We start from the raw sequence: 14,409 nt of genomic DNA, 5'->3' as shown, positions 1-14,409 counted from the left end.
CATCGGGCAGGAAATCTTGCTCTACTGATCCCGCGAACTCGCGCGGTATGTCCCGTTCGATCAAATGCGTGCCGAACCCCCGAAGCTTCGCTGTTCAGCTATTTTCTCAAGGCCGGTCTCACGCCAGATAAAATGAAGGAACTTGTGGTCCATATCCGTCTTCCAGGTCGCATCCAGTTGGCCACCGTAGGATCACACAGGGTTTGGTGCTCCAGTTCGGTGTTGATCTCCGCCCCGCGTATCGTATCAGGATGATGACTGAGCTCGTCTTCTCATCGTTTCGGGGAGACAGTGCAGTTGGCGGCGCCTGAACATCGCTTTCTATTGTTTGGTGCCGGGCTCCTCCCACAGTCCTAATTGGGCTTCGTCCGCAGACTGCACCTCGTGTTCGGTTGGCGTTGATACGGTGGGGAGAGGGGCACCCGCCTGCCCGGCCGCCTCTGATTGTGTCCTCACATCCGAGGGTGTCAAATCGTTACCCATCGGCACAGGCGTCTGTCGGCCTGAATAGGCCCTAAGTCGGTTGCTGCTGCGGGAATGGTCCCTGTACATTTGCTCGGCGGCTGGAGCGGCTGATGAGGGCGCAATAGCCTGCAGAGCGCTCCCATGCGCAAGGAGCGGGTCGCGGTCACCTGGACTCATTCCCGACCAACCTTCGTCAAACCAGACATCGACCCTCTCATCGAGATTGATTGCACCGTCATCATCGAGGATCTCGCGGACAGCGGCATACTCGTCGCCGCCAATCCCTGCTACCGCCACCAGATATCCGCCGCGGTTGAGCCCTTCGGCGTAGATCTTGCGGTCCTCGGCTGGAAAGAAGAAATTCTCCAGCGCCGACCAGAACGGTGTGATTGCCTCAATATCCTGTTGAGAGCCAGACCCCATCACCAGTTGGACACTAGCGGATCCAAGCTCCAGTTCTCGCAATCGCTCGACGACTGCTTCTGCAAGCGAGCGGCTATCAAAGAACGCAGTCATGGTACACGTGCGTCTGTCTGGGTCTCGAGCGTTGTTAAACATAAAAAGCTCCGATCTACCTTTGCCAAAAGGAGGTGCGGTTTCAAACGATGACCCGATTTTATTGTTCCGAAATCCGAGAGCCAAAGCGGTAAGTCGATCGGAACCAATCAGCGTTCAGGCGGTTTGTCAGGCATCGTGAAACCAGGAGACCATCCTCATGCGCATTTTCTTGACAGCTACAGCGCTGGCGCTTTCCATTCCGCTCGCGGTACCAGCTTTCGCTCAGTCGACGACAACTGTCGTGCTCCCGGGTGAGGTCCGCACCTACGTGCTTCAGCAACAGGCACCCTCCGTTGTATATGAAGGCGAAGTGGTTGTAGGGCAGCGGTTGCCGGATACCGTTAAGCTTTACCCGGTTCCCGAGCAGGATTACAGCTATGCGATTGTTAACGAACGGCGAGTGATCATCGATCCGCGCACTCACGCCGTCATCGAGGTGCTGGAGTAGCCCATGAGCTCCGGAACCCTTGGGCTCGATGTCCCTGCGCCAACCCGGCAGGCCGCTGATCCGGACTATGATGTGGAGTGTCAGGCAGCCCTCGATGCTCACCTTCGCGCCTTGTGCGACAAGGCCGGCATGGCAGGCTGGGATCAACGTGCGATCCTACAAGCAGCCGGGACGATTATCGAGAGACTAGGGCGCGAATACGCGGAAGATCCCGATCCTGCGGACAGCTCCTCGGAGAGTTCGCTTGACCTCTCCCAGCTGTCGTAAGGACTTGCTCGGTGATCGTCGCGCCCAAAGCAATGGAACGTCGAGGTGGTATACAGCTTTTATTGCGGCATGAAGCTGAAATGCGGCTGGCTATTCGTCACCGCCGCCGTCGTGATTCTCGGCTCAGCAGAATTCGTGCGCTCGAGCGACACGCGCAGCTTGCTTGCCGTAGATACGTCCTGGCTCAGTTCGCGCGCAAAAAGCATTGCCGCAACACGCAACGAGGAATTCGAAGAAACCAACCGTTAAAGTCGACCCACCGAGCCAGGCCAACTTACGGATTGTTCAACTCGGGCGGCCCTTTTCGATTGGAGACCTTCTCTCCGTTTAGCCGCCGGCGACAGATACCATGGAGATGTCCTTGAACGTGGATATCTTCGGACAGGCTCTGACATGGGGCCATGGCGCCTTGATCAAATGCGTAATTGCGGTCTGTGGACAAACCGTCGGTGAGCTCGTTCGTGTTCATGGAAGCGCTCAGGCCTGCGCGCTATGAAAACGGACAACGCGGGTCGCACGCTTGCGCCAATATTTCGATGGTATGCTGCCACCATTATCGATCTTTATTCGAGGAAGGCAGCCGCAATGATTTCGGCAGGGTCCTTCCGGTCGGCCTCCCTCAGGGAATTGCTGCCTATCCCGTCTTTGGCCGGGCATCATATTGATCGTGACAGGACAATAATCCTAGCCAATGCGTATTAGACCCCCGCTTGCCCACCCCGCACCATTGCCGTGGATAAAACACCAATGGGAGAAGAACCGTGGGAACAAAGCGATGCTTTGCATTGATCCTGTCAGCGGCTTTCGTCACGCAGGCCAATGTCGCCGGCGCCGAAACGCTGGTCCTCAACAGTTACGGCGGGCCTTACGAGGCGATCATCCAGGAGCGGATCATCAAGCCCTTCGAAGAACGCCACGGCATCGACGTCGTCTATGATGCTGTCGGATCCGCTCAGCAGGACTACGCTAAGATCAAGGCGACAAACGGCAGGCCGGGCTTCGATGTCGCGGTCATGACCGCATCTCAGTCACTTCAGGGATGTAAGGATGGATTGCTTGAAAAACTCGCAGTCGCGGAGATCCCCAACCTCGCTTCGCTCTCGCCAGGTCTGTCTTCCGCTGCCGGACCATGCGGCGCGGTGCACGAAGTTCAATATCTTTCATTGCTCTACCGGACGGACAAACTCACCTCAGCCCCGGTATCCTGGGCTGACCTGCTCGACCCGCAGCTGACGGGCAAGATCATTCTGCCGACGTTCCAGAACATCATGGCGGTCTACCTGCTGGAGATGATGTCGCTCAGCAATGGCGGTGATCTTATCGACAACATCGATCCGGGCTTCGATGCCATGGCAAAAGTTTCGGCCCAGTCTGTCGGCTTCGAGCAATCGTCGGCGATCCTTGAAAGCTATGTGCGGGATGGATCCGTCTGGGCGATGCCTTTCTGGAACGGGCGCGCGCAGCTCCTGGTCGATGAAGGCGTACCGGTCGACTACATCAGGCCGAGGGAGGGGACAATCCCCCTCATCGCCACCCTCAACATCCCGGTCGGCGCGGCAAACAAGGACGCGGCCGTCAAGTTCATCGATTTTTTCCTGGAGAAGTCGAGCCAGGAAGGCTGGGTCACCGGTTACCGAGTTGGAAGCGCGCGTACAGATATCGACGTGCCAGCCGAGCTTCAAAGGCGCCAGGTGCAAAGTGTGGCTGGTGACAAAAGTCTGCACCTGCCCGACCTGATGCTCCTGCAGGCAAAGCTTCCCGAGTGGGCCGAGCGCTGGGAGCGCGACGTCGTTCCCCATGCCAACTGAAAGGTGCGGATTGATGAGCAGCCTTGCCCTCGACAGTTCGCCGCCGCGCACGCGCCGACGCTTTACCGGATGGTTTTCCTATCTTGCCCTTTCGCCTTCACTTGTCGTGCTTGCGATCTTCTTTGCACTTCCTATGGGCATAATGATCGGGATGAGCTTTGCCGACCCGCAGACGCTTTCACCTACTCTCGACAATTATCATCGCTTTCTGACCGACGGCCTATCGCTTGCGGGGTTCTGTCGCACAGCGATCATGTCGCTGCTGGTTGCAGTGTGTGTCACGGCGCTTGGTTATCCCGTCGCCTATTTCCTGGCGCGGTCTCGGACACGCTGGCGTGCCGTCGTATTCGCGCTTGCCCTCTCTCCCGAACTGGCAGGTGTCGTCCTTAGAACCTATGGCTGGCTGATCATCCTGGAAGACCGCGGCTTCATCAACGACGTGCTGCTGTATCTGGGGCTGATCGCGTCGCCCTTACCGCTGTCGAAGAACCTGTTTGCGGTGGTGGTCGGTCTCACGCATGTGGTCTTGCCCTTTGGCATCCTGTCCCTGATGACCAGCATCCAGGGCATCGATCCAAACCTCGAGCGGGCCGCGCAGATGCTAGGCGCCTCGCGGCTTTCGGTCATTCGCTTCATCGTCCTGCCGCTCTCGGTGCCGGGCATCGTCAGTTCGATGCTGATCGCCTTCACGATGGCGGCCAGCGCCTACGCGACCCCTGCCCTTCTGGGCGGTGCCGGCTTCAAGGTTCTGGCGACGATGATCTACGAGCAGGTCCTTTTCTACATCAACTGGCCGTTCGCGTCCGTGATGGCGATATCGCTTCTCGTGATGATGCTTGCGATCTCGTTTGCAGGCGTCCGCTACGAAAGCCGGCGCCGGTTGCGGACCGCGGGCGCCAAGGGAGACAACTGATGACCAGAGTTATATCGATCCTGTTCTGGCTTTCGCTTGCGGCTGTGCTCGCCTTTATCACCCTGCCGCTCCTCGTCGTGGTGGCCGCCTCGTTCAGCCCGACGGCGACCGTTACCTTCCAGCCCTTTGAGTGGACGTTCCGCTGGTACGGAGATCTTCTGTCGAACCGATGGCTGGACCCGTTCCTGACAAGCTTGAAGATTGCAACCGTTGTTGCGGCAACAAGCGGTGTACTTGGTCTCTTGGCTGCATACTGCATTGTCTATGAGCGGTTGCCGGGAAGCGACGTGCTGATGTCCTACCTGCTTTCTCCCTTGTCTGTACCGCAGATCGTCAAGGGGGTGGCGATCGTCCTCTTCCTGTCGATGATCGGGTTTCAGGGCTTTCTTGGAACACCCGCGCTGATCGCGGCCCACGTCGTCCTGGCCCTTCCATTCGTCACCCGCATGGTCGCGACCTCGCTTGCCAACTTCGATGCCAATCTCGACCGGGCAGCGCAAATTCTGGGTGCAGGCAAGCTGCAACGCATACGCCACGTGCTATTGCCGATGATCAAACCAGGCGTTCTGTCCGGCGTGACCTTCGCTTTCATTATCTCGTTCAACAATATCCCGCTGTCGGTCTTCCTGGTGCGCCCCGGCGACTCGACGCTTCCAATCACGGTTATCAACTACCTCGAATACAGCCTCGACCCGGTCATGGCGGCTGTCAACGTCGCCTCGATGGCCTTCATCCTCGTCGTCATCTTCCTCTTTGAGAAGATCGGCGGCTTCTCTGCACAAATCCATGGTGGCAGCAAATGAACCTCCTCGACATCGAACTTGTTTCCGTCAGCAAAACCTTTGCCAACATGTCCGTGGTGAAGGACATCAACCTGGCCGTTCCTCAAGGCGAATTCGTCAGTATTCTTGGTCCCTCTGGCTGCGGAAAGACAACAACCCTGAACATGATCGCAGGGTTCAACGCGCCCTCTTGCGGCGATATCCGTGTGCGAGGACGAAGCCAGATCCGCGTGCCACCTGAACGACGCAATATCGGTCTGGTGTTTCAGAATTACGCCCTTTTCCCTCATATGACCGTCAATGAAAATGTTGCCTTCGGTCTGAAGATGAAAGGCGCGGGGAGCAATGAGATTGCTCTAACCGTCAAGGATGCTCTGCGAAGCGTGCATCTTGAGGGCTATGGCGAGCGTTACCCAAGAGAGCTCTCCGGTGGGCAACAGCAGCGCGTCGCTCTTGCCCGTGCGATCGCGCCTCGTCCATCCGTCCTTCTGCTCGATGAACCACTATCCAATCTCGACCTCAAGCTGCGCGAGGCCATGCGTATCGAACTGAAGGAAATTCACGAGCAGCTCGGGATGACGTTCGTCTATGTCACGCATGATCAGGAAGAGGCGATGGCAATGTCTGATCGCATCGTCGTCATGAGCCAGGGTTCAATTGCCCAGGAGGGCACACCCGCCCAGATCTATCGAGATCCGAAATCACGCTTTGTCGCCGATTTCATCGGTAAGTCCAACATTCTTGCCGTGAGTGACGTCAAGCCGAACGGGAAGACTGCGGAAATCGTCGTGGGGAACGATGTTCGTCTCATTGCCCGGGCGCCCGATGACGATAGACCGATCAGATACTGCTCCATTCGGCCGGAGAGCGTCTCGCTTGGCGCAGTTACCGCGTCTGGTGAAGATAAATCTAACCGGATCAATGCGGTTGTGCGCAGGGTGATCAATCTCGGCGGCAGTCTCGAGGTCCTCGCGCAACTGAGCGAGGAGCTCCACCTGCATATCCTTGTCCGATCGTCACGCTCTACTGTTGCGCCCGCCGTCGGCGAGACCGTGGCGCTTGGCATCGATGCTGCCGACATCCAGACGCTTGCGGAATGAGGGATCGATAGCGCCAGGCAATCAATCCGGCGCACTCGATATTGGAACACGCCCTGGCGCCCAACCTAGGATTGGAGGGACCTCCAGAAGGTCACCGTAAAGGAGATGAGAATGCTTGATAAACAACGGCTTCATGCCATCCAACACGACAGCAATGTCTGCGCCGACATCGAAGGTTTCAACTTCGACGACTATACGGCAGACGACATTGCACAGGTGAGACATTACTGGCTGCAGTACGGTGTTCTGCGCTTCAAGAACACGACAATGAGCGATGAGCAACAGGTCGCCTTCTCCAGGCATTTCGGCGAGTTCGTGATCCATCCCAAGCAGCTTCAGGAGGGCGGACATCCGACCCACAAGGAGATCCTGGTCATCAGCAATGCGATGAAGGACGGAAAGCCGAGCGGCGCCATGGGCAACAGCGAGGCAACCTGGCACACGGACACCTGGTTTTATGAGCGTCCGCCGGCTGGCGCGATCCTGCGTGCGGTGGCCGTACCGGAGGAAGGTGGCGATACCTACTTCCTGTCCAGCTATATCGCCTATGAAACCCTGCCTGACGCCTTGAAGACGGCGGTCGACGGTCGACAGATCTTCTTCCAGAACGTTTACGACAAGACCGGAAAACTGCGCCTTGGAAAAGCGACGCCGTCGAGCCGGGATTTCAGGGAGTGGAGTGGGATCGTACATCCGCTGGTGCGCCGGCACGGCGAAACCGGACGCAAGGCGCTTTACCTTGGCGGCACATGCGAGGGTGCCTGGATCGTCGGCATGCCGCTCGACGAAAGCGAAGCACTTCTCTCGGAGCTGTGGGATCACACGACCAATTCCAACCAGGTGTTCGTTCAGCAATGGGAGGTCGGTGACATCATGATGTGGGACAATCGCTGCACGATGCATCGCCGTGATGGTTTCGATCCCGTCACGATCCGCATCATGCATCGCACGACGACCTCGGGCGAACGCCCGGTCTGAACCAATCCAAGAACAAGTCAGGCGGAGAAACCGAAGTATGATGCAGTTCTATCGGACCGAAGACCGATGCCCGTCCCTCAGCACCGAACTGATCGGTCTCATGATGCTGACTGAGACGGCGACGATCGGCCACGTCGAACATACGGGGTTCGTTTCGAGTGACGTTCGCCCGGTCTTTCCTGGAAAGGTGGCCGGCTCCGCCGTCACCGTCGCGGCCCCGGGCCGCGACGGAACCATCATCTACAAGGCCGTCGACGTTCTCGGGCCCGGCGACATTCTTGTGATTTCCCGTGTCGACGGTGACGATATTGCCTGTGTGGGTGGCGGGGTGGCGACCGCGGTCAAGGCGAAGGGCGGCGCTGGGATCGTCATCGACGGACCTTGTACCGATGTGGCCGAGATTGTTGCTGTTGGCCTGCCCGTCTGGTGCCGAGGCCACTCGGCCAAGACGACCAACCGCGTTTTCCAGATCGGCGGCTCCGTCAACGAACCGATTGCCTGCGGGCGTGCAGCGATACTTCCGGGCTTTGCCGTCCTCGCCGACGATGAAGGCGTGTTTGCTGCGCCGGCCGAGCGAATGGAAACACTCTGCCGCCTCGGCATCGAACGTCAGCGACGCTCTGCGAAACTGCGCACGCACCTGGCCGCAGGTCGATCGGTCTTTGAATTCAATCCGGAGGCAGGAAGATGAAGGTCTCTTTGATCCAGATGAGTTCCCAGCCCGACCGTGCTTTCAACCTGAATGAGGCAAAGCGGCTGATGTTGCAGGCAGTGGTGAACGATCGCCCTGACCTCATCGTGCTGCCGGAACATTTCGACTGGACTGGCGGAACCCGTGAGCAGAAGCGCGAGGCAGCGGATCTCGTGCCTGGAGGCGAGGCGTACGTCATGGTTCAGCAGTTTGCCAAAAAGCACCGCGTTGCCATTCATGCCGGAAGCATGCTCGAAGTGTCTCAGGCCGACGATCGTATCTTCAATACGACGGTTGTCTTCGATCGGCACGGCATCGAGGTGGGCACATATCGCAAGATCCACCTGTTCGACATTATTGCGCCAGATGGAAAACGTTACTGCGAGTCGGAGACGGTGGCGCCTGGCGACCATCTTTTGATTTACGAGATCGACGGTTTTCGCGTCGCGTGCTGCATTTGCTACGACCTACGCTTCTCGCGGTTGTTTGACCGGCTTTCGTCCGAGCGCGTCGACATCTTCATCCTGCCCGCCGCCTTTACACGACAGACCGGCCAGGATCATTGGGAGGTCCTTTGCCGTGCTCGCGCGATCGAATTCCAGGCCTATTTCGTCGCCTGCGGTCAATGCGGCTCCTATGAGGCGCCCGGAGGCGAACGGCGCTTCATGTACGGACACTCGCTCGTCTGCGATCCGTGGGGGGCGCTTATTGCACGCGGCGGCGATGAGATTTGCGTGCTCACCGCCGAACTTGAGCGGGAGCGACTTGTTGCGGTCTCCGGCCTCATTCCCATGACTGCCCACAGAGTTGACGTCAGCAACATCAAGCTGATTTCCTGTTGAGCATGGGAGGCAGTGCTATCGCCGGTCAGGAGTTTCGTCACTGGCCTGCGGCCGTACGAGTTCCATGTGACTGACACCAAGGGCCTGTGCGATCTTGTACAGCGAGACGACGGTCGGGTTGCGTTGGCCGCGTTCCAGCCCGCTGACATACTGCTGGCTGATATTCGCCGACGCAGCGATTTCTTCCTGCGTCATCCCTTTTTCCAGACGCAGGCGCGCAAAATTCCGACCGACCAACCTGCGCATGTCCATGCGCCACTGATGGCAGTCCCGAAACTTTGAGTTTATCAACTATAATATGTAAATGAATGTTCGAGCGCACTTAGACGTCGATTGGCAAGTTCCCGAAAGCTGATCGACGAGGCGAAGAAGAAAACATCTGATGCGGAACGTGCGTAAAGCGACATCCACGGACCTGGAGATCGGCCGGCGACTGCGCCGTCGCCGAAAGGCCATGGGAATGCTTCAGCAGGAGCTTGCCGCAAAGCTTAGCGTCTCCTGCCAGCTCATCCAAAAATACGAGACCGGCCAGATACGGATCGGCGCCGGGCGCCTGAGCACGATGGCCGGCGCTCTTGGGGTTTCCGCGGCCTTCTTTTATGAGGGCGGGCAAGCGGCCGACGCCCCACAATCCGTTGCAGGTGAGACAGAACTCTATGCCTTCCTAGGCACGACCGAGGGCATGGCGTTGAATACCGCATTTCAAAGAATTCGTGACCCTCGCCTGCGGCGTTGTGTTCTTGCGCTGATTTTGGCGGCAGGCAACGATCGTGAGCGATAGCCCGCAGGTTTGGAGCGGCAAATCGCCTTTGTCCGCACGCCTATCCGTCATCGTTTCTTGATGCTCATGCAATGAGACAGCCAGAAGCTTATCCGAAACTTCGCATCGTACTTATCAGCGATTGCGTAAGCTCGACCCGGTCAAACTCGAGCCCGGGAGAATGGGATGGAACAGCAAGCTGACAGCGTGAATGTCGTATCAATTGATGAAATGCGTGCGCTTGGTGCGGAACTGACGATCCGCGAAACCCACGACGCGGTCGAGGCTGCATGGCATGATATCAGGCAAGGGCATGCAATCGGAGGGAAAGCCGTACTCAGCCTGCCGGAAGACGAGTTCTGGGCAATGCCTGAATTCACCAGGTTCAAGGACGACTTTCGCGACGAGCGTCTTGGCTGGAAGCTTTCGTCGCTGTTCAGCGCGAACCCCCGCTTTGGCGGGGTCAAGATCATTGGCGCAAATGCTTTCAATCGCCGTCGTGGGTACCCGCGCTCTACCTCAACGTACGTGCTTCTCGACAAACCCACTTTGCGTCCAGTCGCCATCCTCGACGGGACGGCGATCTCCGCCATGCGGACCGGCACCTACGCTAGTGTGGTGACGCAGCTCTTCCTGCAGCATCAAGCTACGTTCTCGCTCTTTCTGTTCGGAGCGGGTCCGGTCGCAAGGAGTGTGGTCGACTGCCTATCGTTGACGGGCGCAGGTCAGTTGGAAAGAATTTATGTCCGCAGCCGGACGCTCGAAAGCGCAGTTCGGTTTGTGGAAGAGACAGTGCCAGCTGGGCCAGTCTCGCTCATCGCAGTCGATGATAACCAGCGACTTTGCGAGTGTGCGCTCGTCGTAACCGCCTCGAACTCGCGCTACCCGGTTTTCAAAGATCACGAGCTCGCTCCAGATGCAGTTACCCTGCATCTCGGCGGGAACGAGGCGCCGATTGCCTATCTACAACGCGTCCTTCGATCGGGGGTCGTTGTCTGTGACGATATCGCCACGGTGTCGCGGCGCAACTCACAGAGCCTCCCACTCTATTTTTCTTCAAAGGGACTGAGCCTCGAGACGATCGGACCGCTGCTGGGCGTAGGTGAGTTGTCATCGGGGACGCAGTTTTCCAGCTTTCAGCCAGGTCCGGTCTGCATCACATGCGTGGGCTTGCCAATGCTTGATCTCTACGTCGCGGAAATGACCTGGAAAAAATATTGCCGAGCCCTTCAGGATCGCGCGCAGATTGCCTGACGACCCGGGAGAGAATTACGGAGCGCGCGATGCCCTTCATTGCTGAAATTCTTGGACAGCATATTGCTCGGTTGTCTCGTGAACCAAGTTCAGTCGTTGATCGGGAAATGGCGCTGAAATGTATGCTTGATCTGGTCGGGACGGCGATCGCCGGTCGAAACCTGCCAGGTCCCGCTGCCGTCAGGCGTACGGTTTCGAACATCTACGGACCAGGAAACGCTTCTATCTGGGCGACTGGAATGTCTGTGTCTGCTGGCGGAGCGTTGATAGCCAATGCCTCAGCTGCCTGCGCGCTTGATCTTGATGATGGCAACCGGCTCGCACGTGGCCACGCCGGAGCTTGTGTCATCCCGACGGTCTTGACACTTCTGCCCACCTGCAATGCTAGCGCCGCCGATGTCTATTCTGCAATCTCGGTTGGCTATGATGTCGGTGTTCGGGTTGCCAGTGCCCAAATGCCAGCGACAATCAGAACCCGTCAGACGGGGCGCTGGGCAGCCGTCGCCGCGGCGGCGGCTACAGGTCGGCTGTTCAGGAGCAATGCCGATGAGATCGCTCGCTCCCTCACGATCTCCGCCGTCCTGGCGCCCAATCAGTTGGCCAACGGAAGTTCGGGCTATTCACGGATGACCGGCAATGATGTGAAGGAGGGAATTGCTTGGAGTTGTCTTCTCGGGCTGAATGCGCACTATCTTGGTGCCAACGGCTATACGGGTCCACAGGACGTGTTCGATCATCCCGATTACTATGACCGCGACGCGATTTTATCGGGGCTCGGCCGGCACTCCCATCTTTCTGGTACATACTTCAAACGCTACGCCTGCTGTCGCTACATCCACGCTGCGCTCGACGCGTATTTTGACTTGGTCGAGGAGCACCAGATTGACGAGTGCTCCATAGCCGGGATCGAGGTTGAAACCTTCTCTTGGGCTTTGAAGCTTGGGAACAAGACACGTCCTTTAACGATCGTCGATATCCAGTACAGCCTGCCCTATTGCATGGCGATCGCCGTATTGGAGGGGCGTGGGGCCCTCGCCCCGATTGAGGCGGAGCTTCTTGGTCGCGAGGACCTCTCCACCTTAGCGGAAAAAGTGAAAGTCACTATCAACAGCGATATCGACGGGCTGTTCCCCAGCGAAACGTTGGCGCGCGTCACTGTTGACCACACCGGCGGTCGATCAAGCTCGGCTATTCGCGGACCTCTCGGGGATCCACAACGGCCGATGTCGTTCGATGCCATCGAGGACAAATTCATGAAAGTGACAGGTCGCCAACTGCCGTATGAACGCCAACGCGCGATCATAGATGGTGTCCTTGACTTTGACGCAGATGGCGGCTCAGGACTGTTGGCGGCTCTCCAGTAGAATCTGGTCTTTAGAGGATTACCGCGTTTTCCACCACGAAGCGGCCGTTGGCGATGACATGGCGAACCCGCGAAAGGTTGTGCGCGTCGCAAATGGCGAGATCGGCTCGTTTACCTTTCTCGAGAAGTCCGCGATCGTGTGCAAACTCCGGAAAGGCGCGAGCGACGTTGCCGGTGGCGAGTGCAACGGCGCGCGCCGGCACCATCTGCCCTTTGACGATCATGCGATGGATCGCTGCAAGAATGCTATCCCAGTCCCCGCCCGCAAAGTCGGTCGAGAGGGTATCGATGACGCCCTCTTCGACCAGGGCGTCGAGGTTTCCGGGTTCGTTTCGCCAGCGCGTCACGATACAATCAAGCGTCGACACGTCGATCGTGACGCCCCTATCACGCAGCAAACGAGCGGCGTGAACGGCTTCGTCAGCCGAAAACATCGGATGGTTGGAATGCCCTGCGATCATCCTTGCCCGCGGGTATCTTTCTGCAAGCCTCACCAGCAAATCCGCCGTGGGCGCGGCGTTGTGGAAAATCGCCGGCAACCTCAAGCGGTGGGATTGCGCGGCGATCTCTTCAATGCCCACAAGGGCAAGGCGCACGGGAGGCACGACCGTGTCGACCACTATCTTGCGGAGGGTGCGGGCGGTGAGGTGCTGGTTAAGCGCAAAGCTGCCGATAAGCTGATCGAGCTCATCGTCATCAATTGTCCCCATTCCGTCGAGGCGCCTGCCAACAACAGCATCCTTGAAGGCGCGCGCGACATTCGGATGGACGCAAATGCCGCAGGCTGCCTCGATCGCTTGTGGCAGGAACCGGTAATCCTGGGCGCCCCCGCCCAGGGTTTGGCCGCCGCCTGCTTCACCGAGTGCCTTGGCTCCGCGTGCTATCATTTCGTCGACCGTTGTGTTGAGGTGACGGTCGAAAAGTCCCCTTCCATCGACCTGCAACGCGGCTGCGACATTCATTGGCGTGTGAGCGGTCGAAACGTAGATGTCGATTGCATGAGGTTTGTCGTCCTTGCCGGCAATCTCTTCTGGACATGCAAGCCCGCATACGTTCAAAAGCGTGGTGGTCCCTGACGTCAGGTGGCGATTGCGCTGATAGGCGACTTCGAAAGAATGAAGCGGAGGCGAGCCCGAGGGCATCGAGGGCCCCGAAATACAGCCATGGGCATGCGCGTTGATGATACCGGGGATAATCGTGGTACCTGCGGCATCGAGCACCAGGTCGTCTGCGTTGGGAGAAAGATTGCCGGCGTAGGAGACGTCGGTGATCTTGTTGCCGTCAAGCCGGATGGCGGCCCTTTCGATGAAGGTGACCCCATCTCCCGTGATCAGGCTCGCATTCGCGATGAATATGGGCTGAGTTTCCACTAGTGTTCCCCCCTTTTGCCCAGTTGAGGACGCGCGAAGGCGCCGTCACCCTGCTGGTCTTCGACCGCAATGGCATATCCGACGCCTCTGACCGTACGGATCGGGTCCACGCCCGTCATGGTGAGCAGGCTTCTTCTGAGCCTGGCAATGTGAACATTGACCGTGCGTGCATCGACAAAGATGCCACTTGGCCAGGCGCTGGCGATCAATTGCTTGCGCGAGAGCACCTTGCCCGGCTCACACGCGAGATTGAGAAGAATGCGGAACTCGATCAGGCCGATGTGAAATGGACAACCTTCAAACGACACCTGGTGGCGCTCTCGATCAATCGTCAACCCTTCGACACCGGTCTGGACGGACGTCTGGTCGGTGCCAGATGGCAGTCCGAGCAATCGACGAAAAGCCCTGAGATATCGCGCGGGTTCGACCGGCCGGACGAAAGCCACGTCGATGCCGGCCTTGAGGAACGCCGGGTACTCGGCGGCCGCCCGCGTACTCAGCAATCCGATCACCTTTGCGTCGCGGGTCTCGTCGGAGCCCTTCAGCTCTTCGCACAGTTTTGCGGTCGCAACAGTGCGGGCATCAAGCAGCACGCCGCCCACGCTGCGTTGGCTTGCGATCGTCATGATGTCCTCAATTCGCGTACTCAGTTCCGTATCATGACCGGCGGCGGCGAGAATATGCTGGTGCGACAAACAGAACTCGGCATCACACGAACTGATCACGATCAAGCGTTTGAAGGTGCATTCGGCGACCGTCATCAGATCGCATTCCTGGCGTTTGGTAGCGACAGTCTCAAGCATCAAACTT

17 protein-coding genes are annotated in these 14,409 nt (G+C 58.3%); 13 read left to right on the top strand and 4 right to left on the bottom strand.

The genetic code is table 11. The features are described from left to right. Positions 1–321 precede the first annotated feature (321 nt). Positions 322–981, bottom strand: a complete 660-nt coding sequence (locus tag LPJGGPFB_RS25280) for a hypothetical protein (RefSeq protein WP_173422679.1) — start codon at positions 979–981, stop codon at positions 322–324. 199 nt (positions 982–1,180) lie between these two features. Here LPJGGPFB_RS25280 and LPJGGPFB_RS25275 point away from each other — a divergent pair, with 199 nt between their 5' ends. From LPJGGPFB_RS25275 to LPJGGPFB_RS25230, 10 genes are all read left to right on the top strand, one after another. Further along, entirely contained in the window at positions 1,181–1,471 is a 291-nt protein-coding gene (locus tag LPJGGPFB_RS25275) for a DUF1236 domain-containing protein (RefSeq protein WP_173422678.1), read from the top strand. A 3-nt stretch (positions 1,472–1,474) separates the two neighbouring features. Further along, a complete protein-coding gene (locus LPJGGPFB_RS25270) occupies positions 1,475–1,738 on the top strand; it encodes a hypothetical protein (RefSeq protein WP_173422677.1) in 264 nt (87 codons plus the stop codon). Between the two features lie 45 nt (positions 1,739–1,783). Further along, on the top strand, positions 1,784–1,987 hold the full coding sequence (locus tag LPJGGPFB_RS25265; RefSeq protein ID WP_173422676.1) for a hypothetical protein: 204 nt from the start codon (positions 1,784–1,786) through the stop codon (positions 1,985–1,987). A gap of 512 nt (positions 1,988–2,499) precedes the next feature. Then, entirely contained in the window at positions 2,500–3,546 is a 1,047-nt protein-coding gene (locus LPJGGPFB_RS25260) for an ABC transporter substrate-binding protein (RefSeq protein WP_427858408.1), read from the top strand. Positions 3,547–3,559: 13 nt separating this feature from the next. After that, positions 3,560–4,459: an ABC transporter permease gene (locus LPJGGPFB_RS25255; protein WP_173422675.1), complete on the top strand. Its 900-nt coding sequence runs from the start codon at positions 3,560–3,562 to the stop codon at positions 4,457–4,459. Next, the gene (locus LPJGGPFB_RS25250; protein WP_173422674.1) at positions 4,459–5,262 is read left to right on the top strand and encodes an ABC transporter permease; all 804 of its coding nucleotides are present in this window, start codon (positions 4,459–4,461) and stop codon (positions 5,260–5,262) included. Before LPJGGPFB_RS25255 ends, LPJGGPFB_RS25250 begins: the two co-directional genes overlap by 1 nt. After that, on the top strand, positions 5,259–6,341 hold the full coding sequence (locus tag LPJGGPFB_RS25245) for an ABC transporter ATP-binding protein (RefSeq protein WP_173422673.1): 1,083 nt from the start codon (positions 5,259–5,261) through the stop codon (positions 6,339–6,341). The genes LPJGGPFB_RS25250 and LPJGGPFB_RS25245 overlap by 4 nt, the downstream gene beginning before the upstream one ends. A gap of 111 nt (positions 6,342–6,452) precedes the next feature. Continuing rightward, positions 6,453–7,319, top strand: a complete 867-nt coding sequence (locus tag LPJGGPFB_RS25240) for a TauD/TfdA dioxygenase family protein (protein ID WP_173422672.1) — start codon at positions 6,453–6,455, stop codon at positions 7,317–7,319. Between the two features lie 37 nt (positions 7,320–7,356). Further along, positions 7,357–8,010 (top strand): RraA family protein, encoded by a 654-nt coding sequence (locus LPJGGPFB_RS25235; RefSeq protein ID WP_173422671.1) that lies wholly within the window; start codon positions 7,357–7,359, stop codon positions 8,008–8,010. After that, positions 8,007–8,852, top strand: coding sequence for a carbon-nitrogen hydrolase family protein (locus tag LPJGGPFB_RS25230; RefSeq protein WP_173422670.1), 846 nt, complete (start codon positions 8,007–8,009; stop codon positions 8,850–8,852). Before LPJGGPFB_RS25235 ends, LPJGGPFB_RS25230 begins: the two co-directional genes overlap by 4 nt. Positions 8,853–8,867: 15 nt before the next feature. Here LPJGGPFB_RS25230 and LPJGGPFB_RS25225 read toward each other — a convergent pair whose 3' ends face one another. Then, positions 8,868–9,104: a helix-turn-helix domain-containing protein gene (locus LPJGGPFB_RS25225; RefSeq protein WP_173422669.1), complete on the bottom strand. Its 237-nt coding sequence runs from the start codon at positions 9,102–9,104 to the stop codon at positions 8,868–8,870. Between the two features lie 130 nt (positions 9,105–9,234). Between LPJGGPFB_RS25225 and LPJGGPFB_RS25220 the strand changes: the two genes are divergently transcribed. From LPJGGPFB_RS25220 to LPJGGPFB_RS25210, 3 genes are all read left to right on the top strand, one after another. Further along, positions 9,235–9,633: a helix-turn-helix domain-containing protein gene (locus LPJGGPFB_RS25220; RefSeq protein ID WP_173422668.1), complete on the top strand. Its 399-nt coding sequence runs from the start codon at positions 9,235–9,237 to the stop codon at positions 9,631–9,633. A 165-nt stretch (positions 9,634–9,798) separates the two neighbouring features. Then, the gene (locus tag LPJGGPFB_RS25215) at positions 9,799–10,866 is read left to right on the top strand and encodes an ornithine cyclodeaminase (protein WP_173422667.1); all 1,068 of its coding nucleotides are present in this window, start codon (positions 9,799–9,801) and stop codon (positions 10,864–10,866) included. Between the two features lie 29 nt (positions 10,867–10,895). Further along, positions 10,896–12,230 (top strand): MmgE/PrpD family protein, encoded by a 1,335-nt coding sequence (locus LPJGGPFB_RS25210; protein WP_173422666.1) that lies wholly within the window; start codon positions 10,896–10,898, stop codon positions 12,228–12,230. 10 nt (positions 12,231–12,240) lie between these two features. Here LPJGGPFB_RS25210 and LPJGGPFB_RS25205 read toward each other — a convergent pair whose 3' ends face one another. Together LPJGGPFB_RS25205 and LPJGGPFB_RS25200 are read right to left on the bottom strand one after the other, a co-directional pair. Next, entirely contained in the window at positions 12,241–13,599 is a 1,359-nt protein-coding gene (locus LPJGGPFB_RS25205) for an amidohydrolase family protein (RefSeq protein ID WP_173422665.1), read from the bottom strand. Then, positions 13,599–14,360 (bottom strand): winged helix-turn-helix transcriptional regulator, encoded by a 762-nt coding sequence (locus LPJGGPFB_RS25200; protein WP_173422664.1) that lies wholly within the window; start codon positions 14,358–14,360, stop codon positions 13,599–13,601. The genes LPJGGPFB_RS25205 and LPJGGPFB_RS25200 overlap by 1 nt, the downstream gene beginning before the upstream one ends. Positions 14,361–14,409 lie beyond the last annotated feature (49 nt).

This window comes from Ensifer adhaerens, from assembly GCF_013283195.1.
Taxonomy (GTDB): Bacteria; Pseudomonadota; Alphaproteobacteria; order Rhizobiales; family Rhizobiaceae; genus Ensifer; species Ensifer adhaerens_G.
This window is presented reverse-complemented; position numbering and strand designations above follow the sequence as displayed.